We start from the raw sequence: 20,061 nt of genomic DNA on the forward strand, positions 1-20,061 counted from the left end.
CGGTTGGGGCCTGACAGTTCAATGAACATAGTGGCTGCGCAGCCTCAGATCTCGCCGCGCCGGCCGATCTTTGCTACGCGGGTCTCCACCTGATCTTTCACCAGCGGGCTAACGAATGGCGTTATGTCACCGCCGTAGAGGGCGATTTCCTTCACCAGCTTGGATGCGATGGGCTGCAGCGAAATATCGGCCATGAGGAAAACGGTTTCGATCGAGTCGTCGATCTGCTGGTTCATGCCGGCCATCTGGTATTCGTATTCGAAGTCGGCCACGGCGCGCAGCCCGCGAATGATCACGCTGGCACCCACGTGGCTGGCGAATTTCATCAGCAAGGCGTCAAACCCGCGGATCTCGACATTATCAAGGCCGAGCCGCTCGATTTCGGACTTCATCATGTCCATGCGCTCTTCGGGCGTGAACATGGGATTCTTGCTGGGATTGGTGGTGACCCCGATCACCAGCCGATCCACCAGCTTGGCCCCGCGCCGGATGATATCGGCATGACCCCGCGTGCAGGGGTCGAAGGTGCCGGGGTAAAGGCCGATGCGTTCTTTCATTACCTATCCCGCTCAACGATAAATCGTGCCAGCGCGCGCAGCAGGTCTGCTTCCTTGCCGTGGCCCGAAAGGTGCCCGATGGCCTGTTCCGACAGGGCATGTGCCTGCGCCCGCGCGCCTTCCGCGCCCATCAGCGAGACGAATGTCGCCTTGCCCTGCTCCGCATCCTTGCGCAGCGCCTTGCCCGCCTTTTCCTCGTCGCCTTCCTCGTCCAGCAGATCGTCGGCGATCTGGAAGGCGAGGCCGATGTCGCGGGCGTAGTTGCGCAGGTGCGTGCGACCGTCCGCCGGGACCTTGCCAAGGATCGCGCCCATCTCCACCGCCGCGCCCAGCAGGGCACCGGTCTTGAGCTGCTGGAGGCGGGTGACGCCGTGCAGGTCGAACTGCTCGTGGTCCGCCGCCATGTCCATCACCTGGCCGCCCGCCATTCCGTTGTGGCCGCTAGCGCTGGCAAGGGCGTGGACTAGTTCGGCGCGAATAAAGGGATCGCTGCTTACCAGAGTGCCGCCCAGAATCTCGAACGCCAGCGCATGCAGCGAATCACCAGCGAGCACGGCAGTCGCCTCGTCATACTGTTTGTGCAGCGTGGGTTTGCCGTGGCGCAGGTCGTCATCGTCCATGCACGGCAGGTCGTCGTGGATTAGCGAATAGACGTGGATGGATTCGATCGCGCAGCCCGCGCGCACGGCGGCGTCGCGGCTGGCGCCGTACATCTCCGCCACGGTGACAAGCAGCATCGGTCGCACTCGCTTGCCGCCGTCGATCACGGCATAGCGCATCGCCTCCACCAGCGGAGCGCGCGCATCGTCGGGAACGGGCAGCAACTGGTCGAAGCAGGCATCCACCTCGCGCTGGATGCGCTGGAGGCCCCTGCCGAGAACATCGTCCGCCACTACCAGTCCCACCGCAGTCACCCTGCGTCGAAGGGCGCGGTGCCCGTTGGCTTGCCATCCGGGCCGGATACGATCTTCTCGATCCGCTCCTGCGCTGCATCGAGCCGCGCCTGGCAGTGGCGACGCAGAGCCTCTCCGCGTTCGTAAAGCGCAATGCTCTCGTCCAGCGGAACTTCGCCGCCTTCCAGCCTGCGCACGACGTCCTCGAGACTGCGAAGTGCTTCCTCGAAACTCATTGCGCAAATGTCGGGGCCGTCCTGTTCCATGCGCGGGACCATTGACGGTGGCAGGGCGCAGGGTCAAGCTGTGCAGTATCGGGAGAGCAGGATATGAAGTGGATTATCGCCTATATCGCCGCAGCCGTTGCCTTTGGCGCGCTGGATGCGGTGTACCTGCGCTGGGCGACGGATAATCTGTATCGCCCCATCATCGGCTCCATCCTGGCGGACGAGTTTCGCATGGGCGCAGCGATCGCGTTCTACCTCATCTATATAGCAGGCATGGTGTGGTTCGCGGTGAAACCGGGGATCGAGGCGGGCAGCGTCGGAACGGCCCTGCTGAACGGGGCGCTGCTGGGCGGCCTTTGCTACGCGACTTTCGATCTTACCAGCCAGGCAGTGATGAAGGTCTGGTCGACCCAGCTATCGCTTGTCGACATTGCCTGGGGCGCATTCGCCACCGCCATCGCCGCCAGCGTGGCGACGTGGGCGGCGCTTCGTTTCGCAAGCTAATCTGGGTAAAATTGGCGATCAGGGGACTGGCGAAGCGTGGACGCCGGGGCTAAGGCGCTGGCCATGTCAGAGATCACCGCAGAAGTCGTCGCCCAGCACGGGCTATCCGAGGAAGAATACGAGCGCGTCCTGCACGCTCTTGGCCGCGAGCCCAACCTTGTGGAACTGGGCATCTTTTCGGTCATGTGGAGCGAGCACTGCTCGTACAAGTCCAGCCGCCTGCACCTGAAGAAGCTGCCGACCGAGGCACCCTGGGTCATCTGCGGCCCCGGCGAGAACGCGGGCGTGATCGACATCGGCGATGGTCAGGCCGCGATCTTCAAGATGGAGAGCCACAACCACCCCAGCTACATCGAACCTTACCAGGGCGCGGCCACCGGCGTGGGCGGGATCCTGCGCGACGTCTTCACAATGGGCGCTCGCCCCGTTGCCAATGCCAACGCGCTGCGGTTCGGACGGCCGAGCCACCCGAAGATGAAGCACCTTGTCCAGGGTGTGGTCGCGGGTATCGGCGGCTATGGCAACTGCGTGGGTGTGCCCACCATTGCGGGGGAAACGAACTTCCACCCCGCCTACGACGGCAATATCCTCGTAAACGCGATGACCGTGGGCGTGGCCGATGCCGACAAGATCTTCTACTCCGCCGCGACGGGTGTGGGTAACCCGATTGTCTATGTCGGTTCCAAGACCGGGCGCGACGGCATTCACGGCGCGACCATGGCCAGCGCGGACTTCGGCGAAGATGCGGAGGAGAAACGCCCCACGGTTCAGGTGGGCGATCCCTTCACCGAGAAACTTCTGATCGAGGCCTGCCTGGAACTGATGGCAACCGATGCCATCGTGGCCATCCAGGACATGGGTGCCGCCGGTCTCACCTCGTCCAGTGTGGAAATGGCCACCAACGGCAAAGCGGGCATTCGCCTTGACATGAACAAGGTGCCCTGCCGCGAAGAGGGCATGACCCCTTACGAAATGATGCTGAGCGAAAGCCAGGAGCGCATGCTCATGGTGCTGAAGCCCGGCAAGGAAGAAATGGCCGCCGCCATCTTCGCGAAGTGGGAGCTGGACTTTGCCGTGATCGGCGAAGTCACCGACACGCGCCACATGGTGCTGGAATTCGATGGCGAAGTGGTGTGCGACATTCCGCTCGGCCCGCTGGCGAAGGATGCGCCGGAATACGACCGGCCTTATCTTTCCAAGGACGAATACGCCAAGTGGGCCGGGATCGAGCCGATGGTTGCGCGGCCCGACAGCGGCAATCCGGGCAAGGATCTGCTCGAACTGCTGGCCTCCCCCAACCTCGCATCGAAGGCCTGGATTTCGCAGCAGTACGACAGCCAGGTCGGTGCCGATACCTTGCAGACCGGCGGCGATGCCGGCGTGGTGCGCGTGCACGGCACGAAGAAGGCGCTGGCGATCACCACCGACTGCACGCCGCGCTATGTCTATGCCAATCCTTATGAAGGTGGGAAGCAGGCGATTGCTGAGGCCTACCGCAACCTGTGCGCGGTCGGCGCGCGTCCGCTGGCGGTGACCAACTGCCTGAACTTCGCCAATCCGCAGCGGCCCGAGATCATGGCCCAGTTCGTTCACGCGCTGGATGGCATGGGCGAGGCCTGCCGCGAGCTGGATTTCCCCATCGTTTCGGGCAACGTATCGCTTTACAACGAGAGCAAGGCGACCGGCGGCGGCTCCGCGATCCTGCCCACACCCGCAATCGGCGGTGTGGGCATCATCGACGACTACGCCACCATGATGACCATGAACTTCAAGGCCGAGGGTGAGACGATCTACCTGATCGGTGCGGAGGCATGGGCCACGCCCGACCCGGAACGTTCACACCTTGGCAAATCGCTCTGGCTGCAGGTCGTGCACGGCCGCGACGAGGGGCGCACGCCGCCTGTCGACCTGGCGCTGGAAATGAGTGCGGGCAAGATCGTGCGGCAGTTGATCGCCGAAGGCCTGGTGAGCGCGGTGCATGACGTGTCCGATGGCGGACTGGCCGTCGCACTGGCAGAGATGGCTCTGGCCGGCGGCATGGGCGCAGACGTCCAGCCAAACGAGAAATTCACCGCCGCGCAGTGGTGGTTCGGCGAGGACCAGGGCCGCTACGTCGTGACCGTGCCCGATCCCGCGGCGCTGAACGAAGCGCTGGCCAAAGGCACCGAGGACGAGGACCAGGCCCGCGTTGGCTTCCGCCGCATCGGCACCACCGGCGGTGACAACCTGCTGGGCGTATCGCTGGACGAGATGCGCACCGCGCACCGCAGCTTCTTCAAGGAATGGATGGAGGGCTGATGCCCCAGGGTCCCTCCAGCAGCTATTCGGACACCCCGCTCGCAAAGAAGCTGAACCTGCGCGACGGGCAGCGGGTATGGTTCGATCGCATGCCGGAAAGCGTGGAGGACGAGATTGCCGACTACGCGCTCGACCTGACGCTGGTGGCCTCGCCGCAGGAGGGCGTGGACGCGGCCCATATCTTCGTGACCGAGCGGGACCGGCTGGCCGCGCTGCTGGAAACCTTGCGCGCCTCGATTGCAAGTGACGGACAGATCTGGGTCAGTTGGCCCAAGAAGGCCGCCGGAGCGGACACCGATATTTCCGAGGACACGATCCGCGAGCTTGGCCTGCCCCTGGGACTGGTGGATACGAAAGTCTGTGCGGTCGACGATGTCTGGTCGGGCCTGAAGCTGGTGATCCGCAAGGACTTGCGATGAACGGGGGAAGCGAACCCTTCCCCCGCCTGCCCGAACTCACTGACGAAGAACGGGTCGCGGTGGCCCGCATGGCATTCGATCGGTTGAAAACGCGCCACTCCTGCCGCGCATTTACCGATCAGCCGGTACCGCGCGAAGTCATCGAACTTGCGATCCGCGCCGCCGGCACCGCACCAAGCGGGGCAAACCACCAGCCTTGGCATTTTGCCGTCATCGGCACCCCCGAGAAGAAGCGCGCCATACGCGAGGCTGCCGAGGCCGAAGAGCGGCGCTTTTATGGAGAGGACGGCGACAGGCCCAACGCGAGCGAGGAATGGCTGGGCGCCCTCGCCCCAATCGGTACCGACGCCAGCAAGCCTTTTCTGGACACCGCGCCCTGGCTCATCGCCTGTTTTGCTCAGCGCACCGGCGGCATCGAGGAAGACGGGCAGACGCAGAACTACTATGTCAACGAAAGCGTCGGTATCGCTTGCGGCCTGCTGATCGCCACCTTGCACGAAGCGGGGCTGGCAACGCTTACGCACACACCATCACCGATGGGCTTCCTGCGCGAGATTTGCGGCAGGCCGAACAACGAGAAACCGCTGATGATCGTGGTGGCCGGGCATCCGGCAGCGGATGCAACGGTTCCAGAGCATGCCTTGCGAAAGAAGCCGCTGGAGCAGATTTCCAGCTGGCTCTAGGCCACCCATTCCTCCTCGCGCACTTCCAGCAGCTTTAGCAGCGCAGTCAGATCGCCGCGATCCACCCAGCCATTCGCCGCCGCGCGTGCCTTGGGCTTCGCGCGGTAGGCAATGCCGAAGGTCGCGGCTTCGATCATGGGAATGTCGTTCGCCCCGTCACCAGCAGCCATCGCACAGGCCCGGTCGCCCAGCTTCGCCAATTCCTCATCAAGGACAGCCTTCTTGGTGGAACTATCGGTGATGCCGCCAACCAGTCCGCCGGTCAGCTTGCCGCCCGATACTTCCAGGCGATTGCCGACGACCCGCTCGAACCCGATCAGTTCGGCCACGATATCCGCGAAGTGATGGAAGCCGCCCGTTACCAGGACGGTGCGACAACCCTTCGCTTTCAGCGTCTCGACCAGCACCCGCGCACCATCGTTCGGGCGGATGCGTTCGTCGAGGCAGCGCGTAATCGCGTCTTCGCCCAGCCCTTCCAGCAAGGCGACGCGTTCGCGCAGCGCGCTTTCGAAATCGAGCTCGCCCTGCATGGCCCGCTCGGTAATGGCGGCGACTTTATCCTTCAAGTTTGCGAAGTCGGCCAGCTCGTCGATGCATTCCTGCCCGATCATGGTCGAATCCATGTCGGAAACGAACAGGTCGGGCACGCGGAAGGCGTCGCGCGCGATGATCGTGTCGCTGGGCGCGAAATGGCTGTCGATGGCGCTGCGCAAGGCTGCCATGTCATCGCCCGGCGTCTCGATCTGCAGGACCTCGCCGCAGAAATCCAGCATAGCGGCATGGGCTACCGGCACCGAAGTGTTCGCCAGGGAAGCCGTCATGGCGTCGAGCTGTCTTTCCAGCGTGGTCGGGTCTGCTATCAGCCGGGCAATGAGCAAGTCTGCAACTCCAGTATCTAACAAGGTCGCGCTCATCGCAGGGCCGACAGCCAGCGGCAAGAGCGATCTGGCGGTGCAGCTTGCTTTGGCGATGAGAGCCGACGGCAAGCGGGCTGTCGTGATCAATGCCGACAGCGCGCAGGTCTATGCCGATTTGCAGATATTGAGTGCAAGGCCAACCGAGGAAGAAATGCGCGGCGTGCCGCATCGCCTGTTCGGTTCCTGGGATGCGACCGAGGCTTGCTCTGCCGCCGACTGGGCGGCCGCCGCCAAGCGAGAGATCGAGAATGCACACCTTGCAGGTTCGGTGCCGATCCTGGTGGGCGGAACCGGCATGTATATCCGCACGCTGCTGGAAGGGATCGCCCCTATCCCGGCCATCGACAGCGATGTTCGCGCAGAAGTCCGCTCGCTGGGAGCAGAGCGCCTCCATGCAGCCGTTCAGCAGGAAGACCCGGTCGCCGCAGGAAAGCTGAACGCGGGCGATACCCAGCGCCTGGCCCGCGCGCTGGAAGTGGTCCGCGCAACGGGAAAGCCGTTGCACCAGTGGCAGCTTGAAAAGACTGGCGGGATTGCCGGCTCGGTCGCTCTCTCGCCGCTGGTGCTGATGCCGGATCGCGACTGGCTTTACGAACGGTGCGAGCGCCGCTTCGTACAGATGATGGATACAGGCGCGGCGCAGGAAGTGGAACGTCTGCTTGCCCGCGACCTGCCCGACGACCTTCCTGCCATGCGCGCCATCGGTGTGCCGGAAATCGCCGGATACCTTCGCGGCGAACATTCGCGAGAGGAGGCGATCGCACTGGGGCAGCAGGCCACGCGCAATTACGCAAAGCGGCAATTCACCTGGTTACGCCACCAGCCACCGGAACATTGGACACGTGCTGCGCCTGAAGATGTCGATTTACGCGCACATTTTGAAATAATGTTTTCCAAGTAGCGGTTGACAAGACAGAATATTCTCCATAGTGAGCCCCTCGGTGAGTAGGAGAGGATGACCCGGCGCAAGCGATTGTGCCGGGTCAATCTTTTCCGGAAACCCGGATTTGGTCGCGTAAGGAGAGTAACGTGTCGGATGAACGCAGCGGTGCTGCGATACTGGTCGAAAGTCTGGTGCGGCAGGGTGTCGAATTCGTGTTCGGCTATCCCGGCGGCGCGGTGCTGCCCATCTATGACGAACTGTTTTCGGATCAGCGCATTCGCCACATCCTGGTGCGGCACGAGGCCGGTGCGGCGCATGCGGCGGAAGGCTATGCGCGCTCCACCGGCAAGCCCGGCGTGGTACTCGTCACCTCCGGCCCCGGCGCGACCAATGCCATCACCGGCATTGCCGACGCTTTCCTCGATTCCATTCCGCTGGTTGTTATCACCGGACAGGTGCCCACGAACCTGATCGGTACCGATGCCTTCCAGGAAGCGGACACGGTGGGCATCACCCGCCACTGCTCCAAGCACAATTATCTGGTGAAAGACCCGGCAGAACTTGCCGCCACGATCGAAGAAGCGTTCGAGATCGCTTCGACGGGCCGTCCCGGTCCGGTCGTCATCGACATTCCCAAGAACGTGCAGATCGCGACCGCCGACATGCCTGCCGGCACGGCGGAGAGGAAGAAACGCTACCAGCCGCGCACCGTCGGCTCTGCCGAGGAAATTGCCGAGGCTGTCGAAATGATCGCCAATGCAGAGCGTCCGGTGCTTTATACCGGTGGCGGTGTGATCAATTCCGGACCGGCGGCAACACAGGCTCTGCGTAACCTTCAAAAGCTGACCGGCGCCCCCGTAACCAGCACGCTGATGGGCCTTGGCGCCTTCGCCGCCGACCATCCTAACTGGCTGGGCATGCTGGGCATGCACGGCACCTACGAAGCGAACATGGCGATGAACCAGTGCGACGTGATGGTGTGCATCGGCGCGCGGTTCGACGACCGCGTGACGGGCCGCCTCGACGCGTTTTCACCGGGCAGCAAGAAGATCCACATCGATATCGACCGGTCCAGCATCAACAAGGTGGTGCCCGTCGATCTGGGCATCGTGGGCGATTGCGGCACGGTGCTGGAACAGATGATCGAGTGCTGGGGCACCCGGAAAGGCGCCGACCTTGGCGAGTGGAAGGCCCGCGTTACCGGCTGGCGCGCGCGTGACAGCCTGGCCTATCCCGAACGCAGCGAAGCCCTGATGCCGCAAAAGGCGGTCGAGACGCTGTTCGCCATGACCAAGGACCGCGACCCCATCATCACCACCGAAGTGGGCCAGCACCAGATGTGGGCGGCACAGTATTTCGGCTTCATGGGGCCGAACAAATGGCTGACCAGCGGCGGACTTGGCACCATGGGCTATGGCCTTCCCGCCGCCATCGGCGCGCAGCTGGGCAATCCGGACGATCTGGTGATCGACATTGCCGGTGAGGCCAGCATCCAGATGAATATCCAGGAGCTGGGCACCGCTAGCCAGTTCCGCCTGCCGGTGAAGGTGTTCGTGCTGAACAACGAATACATGGGCATGGTCCGCCAGTGGCAGGAACTGACTTACGAAAGCCGCTATTCCAACAGCTACTCCGACAGCCTGCCCGATTTCGTGAAGCTGGCCGAGAGTTACGGCTGGAAAGGCATCCGCATTACGTCGGAAGCAGAGCTGGAAGACGGCATTCGTGCGATGCTGGAGCACGATGGCCCGGTGTTCGTCGATTGCCACGTGTCGAAGGACGCGAACTGCTTCCCGATGATCCCATCGGGAGCGGCGCATACCGAGATGCTGCTCTATGGCGACCAGCACGGCGGCACCATGGCCGACGAAGCCAAGGCTCTGGTTTAAGGACTGGCCATATGAAAATCGAACATCGCGCAGCCGAGCGCCACGTGCTGACCGTGGTGGTGGACAACGAGCCGGGCATCCTGGCCAAGATCACCGGCCTTTTCACCGCGCGCGGCTACAACATCGACAGTCTGACCGTGGCGGACATCTCCGAAGACCACGCCATCAGCCGGATCACTATCGTCACCGGTGGCCCGCCGCAGGTGATCGACCAAATCATGGCGCAGCTGGAGCGGCTGGTGCCAGTCCACCGCGTAACCGACCTGACCGAAGAAGGCCCGCACGTGGAGCGCGAGCTGGCACTGGTGAAGGTCAAGGGCACGGGCGAACACCGGGTCGAAGCCCTGCGCATCGCCGACGTGTTCCGCGCCAGCGTGGTCGATACGACGACAGAGAGCTTCGTCTTCGAGCTGACCGGCGCGAAGGACAAGATTGACAGTTTCATCACGCTGATGCGCGGCCTCGGCCTTGTCGAGGTTGGCCGCAGCGGTATCGTGGGCATGATGCGCGGCAGCGAAGCAGCCTGACCCTCTTTCCAATCACACACCCGGAGGCCTAAGGCCACCGCCAATCGAACTTACCGAGAAAACAGGACGACCCATGAAAGTTTATTACGACGCTGACGCCGATCTCAACCTGATCACCGACAAGAAAATCGTCGTGCTGGGCTACGGCAGCCAAGGCCATGCCCACGCCCAGAACCTGCGGGATTCGGGCGTGAAGAATGTTGCCATCGCCCTGCGCGAAGGCTCTGCCACCGCGAAGAAGGCCGAGGCTGCCGGGTTCGAAGTGCTGACCAACAAACAGGCTGCCGAGCAGGCCGATATCCTAATGATCCTCGCGCCGGACGAGCACCAGGCCGCGATCTGGGAGGACGACCTGAAGGGCAACATGAAGCCTGGTGCCGCACTCGCCTTCGCTCACGGCCTCAATGTTCACTTCGGCCTGATCGAGCCGCCTGCCGATATCGACGTTATCATGATCGCGCCCAAGGGACCCGGCCACACCGTGCGCAGCGAATACCAGCGCGGCGGCGGCGTGCCCTGCCTGATCGCCATCCACCAGGACGCCAGCGGCAATGCGCACGACATCGCTCTTGCATATGCCAGCGGCGTGGGCGGCGGTCGTTCGGGCATCATCGAGACCAATTTCCGCGAGGAATGCGAGACCGACCTGTTCGGCGAGCAGGCCGTGCTGTGCGGCGGTATCACCCACCTGATCCAGGCCGGTTTCGAAACCCTGACCGAGGCCGGTTATGCCCCTGAAATGGCCTATTTCGAGTGCCTGCACGAGACCAAGCTGATCGTGGACCTGCTGTACGAAGGCGGCATCGCCAACATGCGCTATTCGATCAGCAATACCGCCGAATACGGCGACATCACCACTGGCCCGCGCATCATCACCGATGAAACCAAGGCCGAGATGAAGCGCGTGCTGGACGATATTCAGTCGGGCCGCTTCGTGAAGAACTTCGTGCTCGACAACCGCGCCGGTCAGCCCGAACTGAAGGCCGCCCGCAAGCGTGCCGAGGCTCACCCGATCGAGCAGACCGGTGCCCAGCTTCGCGCCATGATGCCGTGGATTTCCGCCAACAAGCTGGTGGACAAGGACAAGAACTGAGGCGATTTCCGCTTAGATGGACACGCGGTGTTGCCCGGAGCCTTGGGACTTCGGGCAACACCATGATTTCAGGTGGCGTGCTTACCACTGGCCCAAAGTCCACGTTTTCAGCGCTGGACTTGGCGGAAGGCCCTTCCCATCTTGCGCAGGACACAATCCTTTTCAGGAGAATTCCATGCGCAAGACGATTCTGGCCCTCGCCGCTGCAACCTCGCTTTCCGCCGTTGGCTTCACCGCTGCCAATGCCGATCAGCACGAAAGCGGGGAGATGGACACGAGCGCCATCGAATCCGGCAGCTATACGATCGACCCTGCCCATTCGCTCGTCGAATGGCGGCTCGATCATTTTGGCTTCAACGATTACTTCGGCCTGTTCGGTAACGCGGAAGGCACGCTGGAACTCGATACCGAAAACCTTGCCAATTCCTCTGTCGATGTGCGGATCCCCATCACCTCGCTCGCCGTGGTGAGCGAGCGGTTGCGCGATCACATGCTGCGTCCCGGCGCGGACGGTGCGGAACCGGACTTCTTCGGCCCCGATCCCGATGATGCGCGGTTCGTTTCCACCGCCGTCCACCAGACCGGTGCGACGACCGCCCATATTATCGGCGATCTCACTCTGAACGGCCAGACCAGCCAGGTCGCGATCGAGGCAGAGCTTTCGGGCATGGGCACCAATCCGATGAGCGAGAAAGCCACCGTCGGTTTCCACGGCACCACCACTATCTCCCGCTCCGACTGGGGCCTGGATTATGGTGTGCCAATGGGCCTTGGCGATGAAGTGACGCTGGACATTACGGTCGCCTTCGAAAAGAACTGATTTCATTTGTAAGTATTTCACGGGGTGCGGGTCAGTTAATTGGCCTCGCACCCCGATTTGTGTCTGGACCTGTTAACAGATCATCCTTACACACATTGGCATGACGACAGCTTACAGCCTGCTGCTGCTTCGACTAACACGCCCTTAGGCGTGCCATTTACCCTGCCCGCCTGGCAGGGTTCGCCTAAGGGCCAATCCACCACAGGTTGATCATTTCGCACCGGGGCCTACCCGCGTGCTGCAAAATCGAAGAGAGCTGTCTGCAAATGCCCATGTTGTCCGATCCCTCGGCCAAGTACCGCCCGTTCCCGCAGGTCAACCTGCCCGACCGGCAATGGCCCACCCGCACGATTACCTCCCCGCCCCGCTGGCTCTCAACAGACCTGCGCGATGGCAACCAGTCGATCATCGATCCGATGGATAAGGTGAAGAAAACGCGCTTCTTCGACCTGCTGGTGGAAGTGGGCGTGAAGGAGATCGAGGTCGGCTTCCCCGCCGCCGGGCAAACTGAATTCGATTTCATCAGCTGGCTGGTTCAGTCCGGCAAGGTGCCCGAAGACGTGGTGGTGCAGGTGCTCACCCAGTCGCGCGAAGACCTGATCGCCCGCAGCTTTGAAAGCCTGGAAGGCGCGCACTCGGCCATCGTGCACCTCTATAACGCAGTCAGCCCGGCATGGCGCGACATCGTGTTCCGGATGAGCCGCGAGGAAGTGAAACAGATCGCCGTGCGCGGCGCACAGCAGCTGGTTGAAGAGGCGGCAAAGCGCCCCGGCACCAAGTGGCATTTCCAGTATTCGCCCGAAACCTTCTCCACCGCCGAACTGGATTTCAGTCTGGAGGTTTGCGAGGCGGTGATGAGCGTCGTCGGCCCCACGAAGGACTGGCCGATCATTCTTAATCTGCCCGCTACTGTCGAGGCGGCAACTCCCAACATCTACGCCGACCAGATTGAATACTTCTGCCGCAATTTGCCTAACCGCGAGGCGGCTGTGATTTCGCTGCACACCCATAACGACCGTGGCACCGGCGTGGCCGCCGCCGAACTGGGCATGATGGCAGGCGCGGATCGCGTGGAAGGGTGCCTTTTCGGCAATGGCGAACGCACCGGCAATTGTTGCCTCGTTACCGTTGCGCTGAACATGTACACGCAGGGTGTCGATCCCGGCCTTGATTTCTCGGACATCGACAAGGTGATCGAGACGGTCGAATACTGCAACGAACTGCCCGTCCACCAGCGCCACCCCTATGGCGGCGAACTGGTGTTCACGGCCTTCTCCGGCAGCCACCAGGATGCCATCAAGAAGGGTTTCGAAGCGAACGAGCAGCAGAACGACGAGCAGTGGCGCGTACCCTACCTGCCTATCGATCCGGCCGATCTCGGCCGCGATTACGAGGCGGTGATCCGCGTCAATTCGCAGTCCGGCAAGGGCGGGTTTGCCTGGGTGCTGCAACAGACGCAGGGGCTGAAGCTGCCCAAGAAGCTGCAGGCAGATTTCTCCAAGCACGTGCAGTACATGGCCGACGATACCGGCCGCGAACTGAACGCCGCCGACATCTGGGAATGCTTCAAGCAGACCTATTATCTCAAGGTGGAGAAGCGGAAGTTCCGCCTTGTCGATTACGAGGAAGCGCGCGCCGCCGATGGGGACCGCGTATTCAGCGGCACGATCGAGGTGGACGGCGAAGCGCAGCGCGTTTCGGGCCGGGGCAAGGGCCTGATCTCTTCCGTGCTGTCGACCATCGGCAAGACCTACGGCCTTGAATTCGAGGTATGTGACTATTCCGAGCATGCGATGGGCACCGGCGTAGATGCCCGCGCAGCGGCCTACATCGAATGGGCTCTGCCCGATGGCCGCAGCGGCTGGGGCGTGGGGATCGACGAGGACGTGGCAACTGCCAGCGTGCGCGCCATCCTGTCCGCAGCGAACGGGGCAGCGCATGGTCCGGGCACGCCGCGCTTTTGATACGCGCGGTTTGCTCAATTCAGGGGTGAAGATGTGGCAGCCCACAGCTGGTCGACCATCGCATCCAGTTCGGCAAAATCCTGCCCTGCACGGAATGGATCGTTGCGATTGAGCCGCAGCCGGCGCCTTCCCGCCTGCAGCAGGCGCATTCGCAGCGCGCGTTGCAGCAATTGGATCCGGAACAGCGCCTCCACCCGTGCAGCCTGCTGGCACGAAGCCCTTCGGTCGGACCAGTCACTTTCGATCTGGCCGACGCGCTCTGTCACCATCGCATTGTAGTCCGCGTGCGGGCCGCGATGCAGGGGCATCGCAACGCGTAGGGCGGCGGACTCTGTCGTGGGCAAAAGCATCCCGTTACGGCGAAAATCATCAAAACCGATCTGCTCGCGGCCCAACTGGCGAAGCATATGCGACAGGCCGGTAATCCCCAGCAGCTGACACGGCAGCAGATGATGACGCTGCATGTCGGGCTGAAAACCGGGCTGGCCCCGCACATTCACCGATCGAAAAGGCAAACGCGGGCGTCGCACGACAACGCGCGACACCTCTGCCCGCCGGGCAAGGTGGTTTAGTGCGACCCTCTCCACACTTCGACTGAGCCGAGGTTACCCACAGGTTCAAGCCGAAAAGTTTCGCCGGAAGGTCCAGTAAAATCAAAACTTTCCGTGATCTGGCCGTTCTCTACCAGCCAGTCGAGCAAACGCAGGGCGATCTTCGAAGCCTCGGCATTGTCGCTCACCACCTCGGGCCGCATACGCAGTTCCTGACCGGTGAAGAGCGACAGGCCTTCGCTGACGAGGCCACCGTCTTCACACGGCACCAGAGCGGTCAGGCCAAGGCCCGGGAAAGTCCCGCCTTCGATCCAGCGCGTGACGCTGCGCCGGAAATAATCCGCTTCGCACAGCGCGCGGGCCGGATGCCAGGCGACCGCCTCAACGCCATCGAGCTGCGCCAGGTTCGCCGCGATCATCGCCAATGTCCGCACCACCGGGAACATCGTGCCGCCGCCCGCAAGGTTTGGTCCGGGACAGACCGTCACCGCCTGGTGTGCGGGTTGGTCGAACGTCGCAGGCAGACCGTAGGAATGCCTGATATCCGGTAGGTCGCTGCCCATTTGCGGGGCGAGGCCCGTGCAATCGAACGTCAGGCCGTTGGCCAGCAGTTCCACCCAGCCTTCTTCCTGTCCGCCCTCAAGCGATGGATCGAGACTGAGGGAAAACCGGTCGCATTCGCGCGCAAGCCGACGCAGATCAGCGGCGCGTGGCCGGTTTCCCAGCGCGAACAACAGCGAGACTGCCGAAATTGTCCTGTTGCGATCAAGGCATTCAGCGGTTGCTATCGACTTAATCCCGTTGTTCCGATTGGTTTATTTCTACGAATATTTCTTGAAGGTCGAGTCATAAGCGCGCAGCCGCCATGCCGTTCCTAACAATCGATGCGGCTCGAAATATTTTCAAGTTGCGTCGATGGCGGCTTACCGGGCACCGCGATTGGAGTTGTGGGCCAAAAAGGCTAGGTCCACGCGATGGCTACACGATCCGCGATTCTTGGTGTCGAACGTTCCCTTTCCGGCAAGGTCTGGCAATGGCGTGGCGGCAACATGCAGGTCGAAGGCGATATCCATTCGCTGGGCAACGATATCACCACGCAGTTACTGCTGTCTCGCGGAGTAACGATCGAAGACCTCGATCGGCACCGCCAGCCTTCCCTGCGTGAATTCTTGCCGGATCCATCGCAATTCAATGACATGGATCGTGCGGCAGAACGCATCGCCGAAGCGGTTATCGCACGTGAGCGCATAACCATATACGGCGATTATGACGTAGATGGTGCCACCAGTTCGGCCCTGATGATCCGCCTGCTGCGCATGCTTGGGCACGATGCCGGCCACTACATTCCCGACCGGCTGCTGGAAGGTTATGGGCCCAGCGGGGAGGCACTGCTGAAAATCGGGCAGGATGGCTCCAGCTTGATCGTTACCGTGGATTGCGGCGCCATGGCGCACGAGGCGCTGGGAATGGCGCACGATGCGGGGATCGACGTTATCGTCGTGGATCACCACAAGTGCTCGCCGGACCTTCCCCGTACCTATGCGCTGGTCAACCCGAACCGGCTGGACGAGAACGACCTGGCGGCGTCCCACGGACACCTCGCCGCCGTTGGCGTCGCTTTCCTCCTCGCCATCGGTGTGGTGCGGACCTTGCGGGAACGCGATTACTTTGCCGGACGCGCCGAACCCAACCTCATGGCGCTGCTCGATCTTGTGGCGCTGGGCACCGTGGCCGATGTCGCCGCGATTCGCGGTCTCAACCGCGCTTTCGTTGCGCAAGGACTGAAGGTGATGGGCAAGCGCGCCAACGTCGGCATGGCCGCGCTGATCGACGCCAGTCGGCTGAAGGCCGCGCCCAAGTGCAGCGATTGCGGGTTCGCCCTCGGACCGCGCATTAATGCCGGAGGGCGCGTGGGCGAAGCAACGCTCGGCGTGCGCCTGCTCACTACCGAGGATCCGGAAGAGGCGCGTGAAATCGCGGCCCAGCTCTCGCAACTGAACGAGGAACGCCGCGCGATCGAGGCAGCCGTACAGGAAGAGGCGGAGGCTCAGCTCGCCGCGCAGCATAACCGCGCGGTGATTTGTGTCGCTGCGAAGGGTTGGCACCCTGGGGTGATTGGCATCGTGGCCGGCCGGATCAAGGAAAAGACCGGCAAGCCCAGCCTGGTCATCGCGCTGGATCCGGTGAGCGGGCAAGGCAAGGGATCGGGCCGTTCTATTGCGGGCGTGGACCTTGGCGCGGCGATCATCGCCGCGCGTGAGGCGGGGTTGCTGGTGGCTGGCGGCGGTCATGCCATGGCAGCGGGACTGACCGTCGACGGGCACAACCTGGATGCCTTTGCCGAATGGCTTGACGAAAAGCTCGCCGACAAGGTTGCCGGGGCCACCGAACACCAGACCATGCTGCTCGATCTTTCGGTCGCGCCCGGCGGTCTGACGCCCGATCTGGTTGAAACGCTGGAGACTGCCGGACCCTACGGCATGGGCTGGCCCGGACCGCGCGTGGCGGTGGGGCCTGTCCATATCGTGAAGGCGGATATCGTCGGTAACGATCACCTGCGCCTGATCGCCGCCGGGCAGGACGGGCGCAGCCTGAAGGCCATCGCCTTCCGCGCGGCGGACAGCGAGATGGGCCAGTCCATCCTGCACGGATCGAAGGGGCGCAGGCTGTGGCTGGCGGGGCGTGCGAAGATCGATGACTGGGGCGCCAGGCCCGCCGCCGAACTGCACCTGGAAGACGCTGCCTGGGCCGACTGATCGCGCGCCGTGCGAGATTGTTGAAAGTGGGACTTGACCACGCGCCGCCATCCCCCTAATTGCGCCGCTCCATCGCGAGTGGCCCCTTCGTCTAGCGGTTAGGACGCGGCCCTTTCACGGCTGAAACACGGGTTCGATTCCCGTAGGGGTCACCAGCGATGGATTTGCCTTCCGACAATTCGGGCCGCTAACCTGGCCGAAGGATCGGCTATGGCCCCTTCGTCTAGCGGTTAGGACGCGGCCCTTTCACGGCTGAAACACGGGTTCGATTCCCGTAGGGGTCACCACGGTCACGCTGCACGGGCAGCGATACGTGGAACTTTCCACCTTAGCGGTAGAAACTGTCACAAATCTCCCCCATGAGGCTTGCCATGCAGGCGTCTCGCGTACCCGTTGCTGCAATCGTGCTGGCCATCGCGTGCGGCGGCGTGCTGATCTTTTCGGGTGCGGGCGTCGGCGTATCTCTCGGTTTCATCGGCGTGTGGATCCTGTCGTTCTGGCTGGTCCCCCCTGCCCCGCCCGAGCCCCGCGCTGCGGCGCAGGAATCGCTCAACATCACCCGTTCCGGCATGCGCGATCTGATTGAGCACTCGGGCCTGCCGTTGTTGCTTATAGACCGTAACCGCATCGTCATCGCCAACGCCCACGCGCGGGAGGCGATCGGCAAGCATATCCTGGGGCAAGACGCACGCGTCGCCTTGCGCCACCCCGCGGCGGTCGACCTGCTTTCCCGCCCCGGTGGCGGCAGCATTACGGTGCAGGGTCTCACCGGCCCGCGCAGCAACTGGCAGATGACCCGCCAGCAGATCGATGAGCGCTATTCGCTGATCGAACTGATCAACCGTACCTCAGAAGCGGACGTCAGCCGGGCGCATACCGATTTCGTCGCCAATGCCAGCCACGAACTGCGCACGCCGCTCGCCTCCATCATCGGCTACATGGAAACGCTGGAGGATGAGGGCGAGGACATTGCTCCGAAGCAGGCCAGCAAGTTCTACTCCACCGTCTTGCGCGAGGCGCGGCGGTTGCAGACGCTGGTCGACGACCTGATGTCTCTCAGCCGGGTCGAAGCGGAAAAGCACGATACCCCGCGCGAACCGCTGGCGCTGGCGCCGCTGGTGCAACAGGCCTCGCGCGATGGCGCCGGGCACGAGCGATTCGATCGCGTTCAGTTCGACATCGCGGACGACAAACTGAAAGTGCGTGGCGACCATCGGCAGCTGGAACAACTGGTCCGCAACCTGGTCGACAATGCCCTGAAATACGGCGGAGACAGCGAACCGGTCGACGTGAGCCTGACGAGCGGCGAGCGCGAGATGGCCGTGCTGACCGTGAGGGACCACGGCGAAGGCATTGCGTCAGAACACCTGCCGCATCTCACCCGCCGGTTCTATCGTACCGACCCCGGTCGCAGCCGCGCGCAGGGCGGTACCGGCCTTGGCCTGGCGATCTGCAAGCATATCGTGGAGCGCCATCGTGGCCGCCTCGATATCGACAGCAAGCTGGGCGACGGCACCACGGTGACGGTGCGGCTGCCACTTGTTCACGACGAGCCCTAGAACCCCAACCGATTCGAAGTTTTCGAAAGCTTATCCCCAGCGGGGAAAGGCTTGCGCGCCCTTTGTAACAATGCCGTCACATTGTAGTCATAGCGGGCACACACTTTCGCAACAAAAGTGAAACCTGACTGTCATGAAAAAGCTTGTCGCTGCCGCTTTCCTCGCAGGTACCGCGCTCTCGCCGAGCATTGCTGTCGCACAGGAAAACCCTTCCCTGGAAGACCAGGTCGCTGCGCTCGTCGCGGAAGTGGCGCGCCTGAACCAGCGTGTCGCCGAGCTCGAGGCCGAGCAGGACCAGGTCGAGGCGCAGGCTGCCGCGCGGCAGGCGGAAATGGCGACCCAGGTTGCCGCCCTGCAGGAAACCGTCGCGCCCTCCCCCGCCACCAGTGCTCCGGCACAGATCACTTGGGCCGGAGCGCCCGAGATCGAGGGTGAAGGCGGCTGGTCCTTCAAGCCGCGCGGTCGCCTGAACATCGACGCAGGTTCGATCGATGCCCCCGATTCGACAGGTCGTGCAGACGGTTTCAACAGCGAGTTGCGGCGCGCGCGCTTGGGTGTCGAAGGCGACATCCCCGGCGGCTTTGGCTACAAGTTCGAAATCGACTTCGCGGGCAACGCCGCCGAAGTGACCGACGCCATCCTCACCTACGAAGACGGCCCGCTGACCGTCAACGTCGGCCAGCACAACACCTTCCAGTCGTTGGAAGAGCTTACCAGCAGCCGCTGGTCATCCTTCATCGAGCGCGCTGCCTTCACCGATGCCTTCGGTTTCGAGCGGCGGCTTGGTGTCTCTGTCGAGGTCGAGCCGACAGACACCGTCCTGCTCCAGGCCGGCCTCTTCTCCGACAATATCGGCGACCTTCCCGGCAAGGCGATGAGCGCCGATGGCCGCGTGGTCTTCATGCCCGAAATCGGCGACAGCCAGCTGCATCTTGGCGCCAGCGTCCATTACACCGATGTGCCGCAAGGTGATACCGTGCGCTATCGCCAGCGCCCGCTTGTCCATTTTACCAACGAACGGTTCATCAACACCGGCAACATGCCCGCCACGAGCGAACTGGGTGCAGGCCTGGAGGCGGCCTTCATTTCCGGCCCGTTCCACGCCGTCGCCGAGGGTTTCTGGCAGAGCAGCAACATGATCGGCGGAACGGATGATGCCAACTTCTTCGGCGGCTATGCCGAGGCGGGCTTCTTCCTCACCAGCGGTGACAGCCGCGGCTATCGGGGCGGCACGTTCAACCGTACGCGTCCGGCCAATCCCGTTGACGAAGGCGGTATCGGCGCGTTCCAGATTGTTGCGCGCTACGACTATCTCGACCTGACGGACACCGGCGCCGGCATCATCGGTGGCACGCAGAACGGGTACATGGCCAGCCTGGTATGGGTGCCCACCGATTACACCCGTTTCCTGATCAACTACGCCCGCCTCGACTATGATGATGCCATCTACGCGGCAGCCGGCGGGAACCGCGATTACTCCGTCGATGTGCTGGGGATGCGGGCGCAGATCGACTTCTAATC

19 protein-coding genes and 2 tRNA genes are annotated in these 20,061 nt (G+C 63.0%); 15 read left to right on the forward strand and 6 right to left on the reverse strand.

Features of this window, described 5'->3' with window-relative positions; genetic code table 11:
* Positions 1-44 precede the first annotated feature (44 nt).
* Genes coaD through D2V07_RS01385 form a run of 3 tightly spaced genes read right to left on the reverse strand, consistent with a single transcriptional unit; the run spans position 45 to position 1,716 of the window.
* Positions 45-557, reverse strand: a complete 513-nt coding sequence (gene coaD, locus D2V07_RS01375) for a pantetheine-phosphate adenylyltransferase (protein WP_119584233.1) — start codon at positions 555-557, stop codon at positions 45-47.
* Complete coding sequence (locus D2V07_RS01380) at positions 557-1,471, reverse strand: polyprenyl synthetase family protein (protein ID WP_407641572.1); 915 nt, start codon at positions 1,469-1,471, stop codon at positions 557-559. Before D2V07_RS01380 ends, coaD begins: the two co-directional genes overlap by 1 nt.
* Positions 1,468-1,716 carry an exodeoxyribonuclease VII small subunit gene (locus tag D2V07_RS01385; protein ID WP_119584801.1) on the reverse strand — a complete coding sequence of 83 codons (249 nt, stop codon included), beginning with the start codon at positions 1,714-1,716 and terminating at the stop codon, positions 1,468-1,470. The genes D2V07_RS01380 and D2V07_RS01385 overlap by 4 nt, the downstream gene beginning before the upstream one ends.
* A 63-nt stretch (positions 1,717-1,779) precedes the next feature.
* On the opposite strand from D2V07_RS01385, the gene D2V07_RS01390 reads away from it, so the two are divergent.
* From D2V07_RS01390 to D2V07_RS01405, 4 genes are all read left to right on the forward strand, one after another.
* Positions 1,780-2,181 (forward strand): DUF2177 family protein, encoded by a 402-nt coding sequence (locus D2V07_RS01390; RefSeq protein ID WP_119584234.1) that lies wholly within the window; start codon positions 1,780-1,782, stop codon positions 2,179-2,181.
* A 63-nt stretch (positions 2,182-2,244) separates the two neighbouring features.
* Positions 2,245-4,479: a phosphoribosylformylglycinamidine synthase subunit PurL gene (gene purL, locus D2V07_RS01395; RefSeq protein WP_119584803.1), complete on the forward strand. Its 2,235-nt coding sequence runs from the start codon at positions 2,245-2,247 to the stop codon at positions 4,477-4,479.
* Positions 4,479-4,898 (forward strand): DUF3052 family protein, encoded by a 420-nt coding sequence (locus D2V07_RS01400; protein ID WP_119584805.1) that lies wholly within the window; start codon positions 4,479-4,481, stop codon positions 4,896-4,898. Before purL ends, D2V07_RS01400 begins: the two co-directional genes overlap by 1 nt.
* Positions 4,895-5,581: a nitroreductase family protein gene (locus tag D2V07_RS01405; protein ID WP_119584235.1), complete on the forward strand. Its 687-nt coding sequence runs from the start codon at positions 4,895-4,897 to the stop codon at positions 5,579-5,581. Before D2V07_RS01400 ends, D2V07_RS01405 begins: the two co-directional genes overlap by 4 nt.
* Here the strand turns inward: D2V07_RS01405 and serB are convergent.
* A complete protein-coding gene (serB, locus tag D2V07_RS01410; RefSeq protein WP_199698721.1) occupies positions 5,578-6,402 on the reverse strand; it encodes a phosphoserine phosphatase SerB in 825 nt (274 codons plus the stop codon). The two genes, D2V07_RS01405 and serB, sit on opposite strands and share 4 nt — an antisense overlap.
* Positions 6,403-6,451: 49 nt before the next feature.
* Between serB and miaA the strand changes: the two genes are divergently transcribed.
* The 6 genes from miaA to leuA all read left to right on the forward strand — a co-directional run bounded on the left by miaA (position 6,452) and on the right by leuA (position 13,674).
* A complete protein-coding gene (gene miaA / locus D2V07_RS01415) occupies positions 6,452-7,399 on the forward strand; it encodes a tRNA (adenosine(37)-N6)-dimethylallyltransferase MiaA (protein ID WP_119584237.1) in 948 nt (315 codons plus the stop codon).
* A gap of 128 nt (positions 7,400-7,527) precedes the next feature.
* On the forward strand, positions 7,528-9,270 hold the full coding sequence (ilvB, locus tag D2V07_RS01420) for a biosynthetic-type acetolactate synthase large subunit (RefSeq protein WP_119584238.1): 1,743 nt from the start codon (positions 7,528-7,530) through the stop codon (positions 9,268-9,270).
* An 11-nt stretch (positions 9,271-9,281) separates the two neighbouring features.
* Positions 9,282-9,797, forward strand: coding sequence for an acetolactate synthase small subunit (ilvN, locus tag D2V07_RS01425; RefSeq protein WP_119584239.1), 516 nt, complete (start codon positions 9,282-9,284; stop codon positions 9,795-9,797).
* Between the two features lie 73 nt (positions 9,798-9,870).
* Positions 9,871-10,890 (forward strand): ketol-acid reductoisomerase, encoded by a 1,020-nt coding sequence (ilvC, locus tag D2V07_RS01430; RefSeq protein WP_119584240.1) that lies wholly within the window; start codon positions 9,871-9,873, stop codon positions 10,888-10,890.
* A 175-nt stretch (positions 10,891-11,065) separates the two neighbouring features.
* A complete protein-coding gene (locus tag D2V07_RS01435; RefSeq protein ID WP_119584241.1) occupies positions 11,066-11,710 on the forward strand; it encodes a YceI family protein in 645 nt (214 codons plus the stop codon).
* 266 nt (positions 11,711-11,976) lie between these two features.
* Complete coding sequence (gene leuA / locus D2V07_RS01440) at positions 11,977-13,674, forward strand: 2-isopropylmalate synthase (protein ID WP_119584242.1); 1,698 nt, start codon at positions 11,977-11,979, stop codon at positions 13,672-13,674.
* 14 nt (positions 13,675-13,688) lie between these two features.
* Here the strand turns inward: leuA and D2V07_RS01445 are convergent, their stop codons facing one another.
* Together D2V07_RS01445 and D2V07_RS01450 are read right to left on the reverse strand one after the other, a co-directional pair.
* Positions 13,689-14,174: an AHH domain-containing protein gene (locus D2V07_RS01445; protein WP_233548193.1), complete on the reverse strand. Its 486-nt coding sequence runs from the start codon at positions 14,172-14,174 to the stop codon at positions 13,689-13,691.
* 68 nt (positions 14,175-14,242) lie between these two features.
* Positions 14,243-14,959, reverse strand: coding sequence for a hypothetical protein (locus tag D2V07_RS01450; protein ID WP_119584243.1), 717 nt, complete (start codon positions 14,957-14,959; stop codon positions 14,243-14,245).
* Between the two features lie 240 nt (positions 14,960-15,199).
* On the opposite strand from D2V07_RS01450, the gene recJ reads away from it, so the two are divergent.
* From recJ to D2V07_RS01475, 5 genes are all read left to right on the forward strand, one after another.
* A complete protein-coding gene (gene recJ, locus D2V07_RS01455; RefSeq protein WP_119584244.1) occupies positions 15,200-16,981 on the forward strand; it encodes a single-stranded-DNA-specific exonuclease RecJ in 1,782 nt (593 codons plus the stop codon).
* 80 nt (positions 16,982-17,061) lie between these two features.
* Positions 17,062-17,136 (forward strand) — tRNA-Glu (locus tag D2V07_RS01460).
* Between the two features lie 57 nt (positions 17,137-17,193).
* Positions 17,194-17,268: transfer RNA gene (locus tag D2V07_RS01465), tRNA-Glu, on the forward strand.
* A 72-nt stretch (positions 17,269-17,340) separates the two neighbouring features.
* Entirely contained in the window at positions 17,341-18,540 is a 1,200-nt protein-coding gene (locus tag D2V07_RS01470) for a sensor histidine kinase (RefSeq protein ID WP_233548194.1), read from the forward strand.
* 133 nt (positions 18,541-18,673) lie between these two features.
* A complete protein-coding gene (locus tag D2V07_RS01475) occupies positions 18,674-20,059 on the forward strand; it encodes an OprO/OprP family phosphate-selective porin (RefSeq protein ID WP_119584245.1) in 1,386 nt (461 codons plus the stop codon).
* The last annotated feature ends 2 nt before the right edge of the window (positions 20,060-20,061 follow it).

This window comes from Aurantiacibacter zhengii, from assembly GCF_003584125.1.
Taxonomy (GTDB): Bacteria; Pseudomonadota; Alphaproteobacteria; order Sphingomonadales; family Sphingomonadaceae; genus Alteraurantiacibacter; species Alteraurantiacibacter zhengii.

Excerpts from the sequence above, each read along its gene's own strand:
- coaD (WP_119584233.1), bottom strand. The coding sequence starts at position 557 with ATGAAAGAACGCATCGGCCTTTACCCCGGCACCTTCGACCCCTGCACG.
- D2V07_RS01385 (WP_119584801.1), bottom strand. The coding sequence starts at position 1,716 with ATGGAACAGGACGGCCCCGACATTTGCGCAATGAGTTTCGAGGAAGCA.
- D2V07_RS01390 (WP_119584234.1), top strand. The coding sequence starts at position 1,780 with ATGAAGTGGATTATCGCCTATATCGCCGCAGCCGTTGCCTTTGGCGCG.
- purL (WP_119584803.1), top strand. The coding sequence starts at position 2,245 with ATGTCAGAGATCACCGCAGAAGTCGTCGCCCAGCACGGGCTATCCGAG.
- D2V07_RS01400 (WP_119584805.1), top strand. The coding sequence starts at position 4,479 with ATGCCCCAGGGTCCCTCCAGCAGCTATTCGGACACCCCGCTCGCAAAG.
- D2V07_RS01405 (WP_119584235.1), top strand. The coding sequence starts at position 4,895 with ATGAACGGGGGAAGCGAACCCTTCCCCCGCCTGCCCGAACTCACTGAC.
- serB (WP_199698721.1), bottom strand. The coding sequence starts at position 6,402 with ATGACGGCTTCCCTGGCGAACACTTCGGTGCCGGTAGCCCATGCCGCT.
- miaA (WP_119584237.1), top strand. The coding sequence starts at position 6,452 with ATGAGCAAGTCTGCAACTCCAGTATCTAACAAGGTCGCGCTCATCGCA.
- ilvN (WP_119584239.1), top strand. The coding sequence starts at position 9,282 with ATGAAAATCGAACATCGCGCAGCCGAGCGCCACGTGCTGACCGTGGTG.
- ilvC (WP_119584240.1), top strand. The coding sequence starts at position 9,871 with ATGAAAGTTTATTACGACGCTGACGCCGATCTCAACCTGATCACCGAC.
- D2V07_RS01435 (WP_119584241.1), top strand. The coding sequence starts at position 11,066 with ATGCGCAAGACGATTCTGGCCCTCGCCGCTGCAACCTCGCTTTCCGCC.
- leuA (WP_119584242.1), top strand. The coding sequence starts at position 11,977 with ATGCCCATGTTGTCCGATCCCTCGGCCAAGTACCGCCCGTTCCCGCAG.
- recJ (WP_119584244.1), top strand. The coding sequence starts at position 15,200 with ATGGCTACACGATCCGCGATTCTTGGTGTCGAACGTTCCCTTTCCGGC.
- D2V07_RS01470 (WP_233548194.1), top strand. The coding sequence starts at position 17,341 with ATGAGGCTTGCCATGCAGGCGTCTCGCGTACCCGTTGCTGCAATCGTG.
- D2V07_RS01475 (WP_119584245.1), top strand. The coding sequence starts at position 18,674 with ATGAAAAAGCTTGTCGCTGCCGCTTTCCTCGCAGGTACCGCGCTCTCG.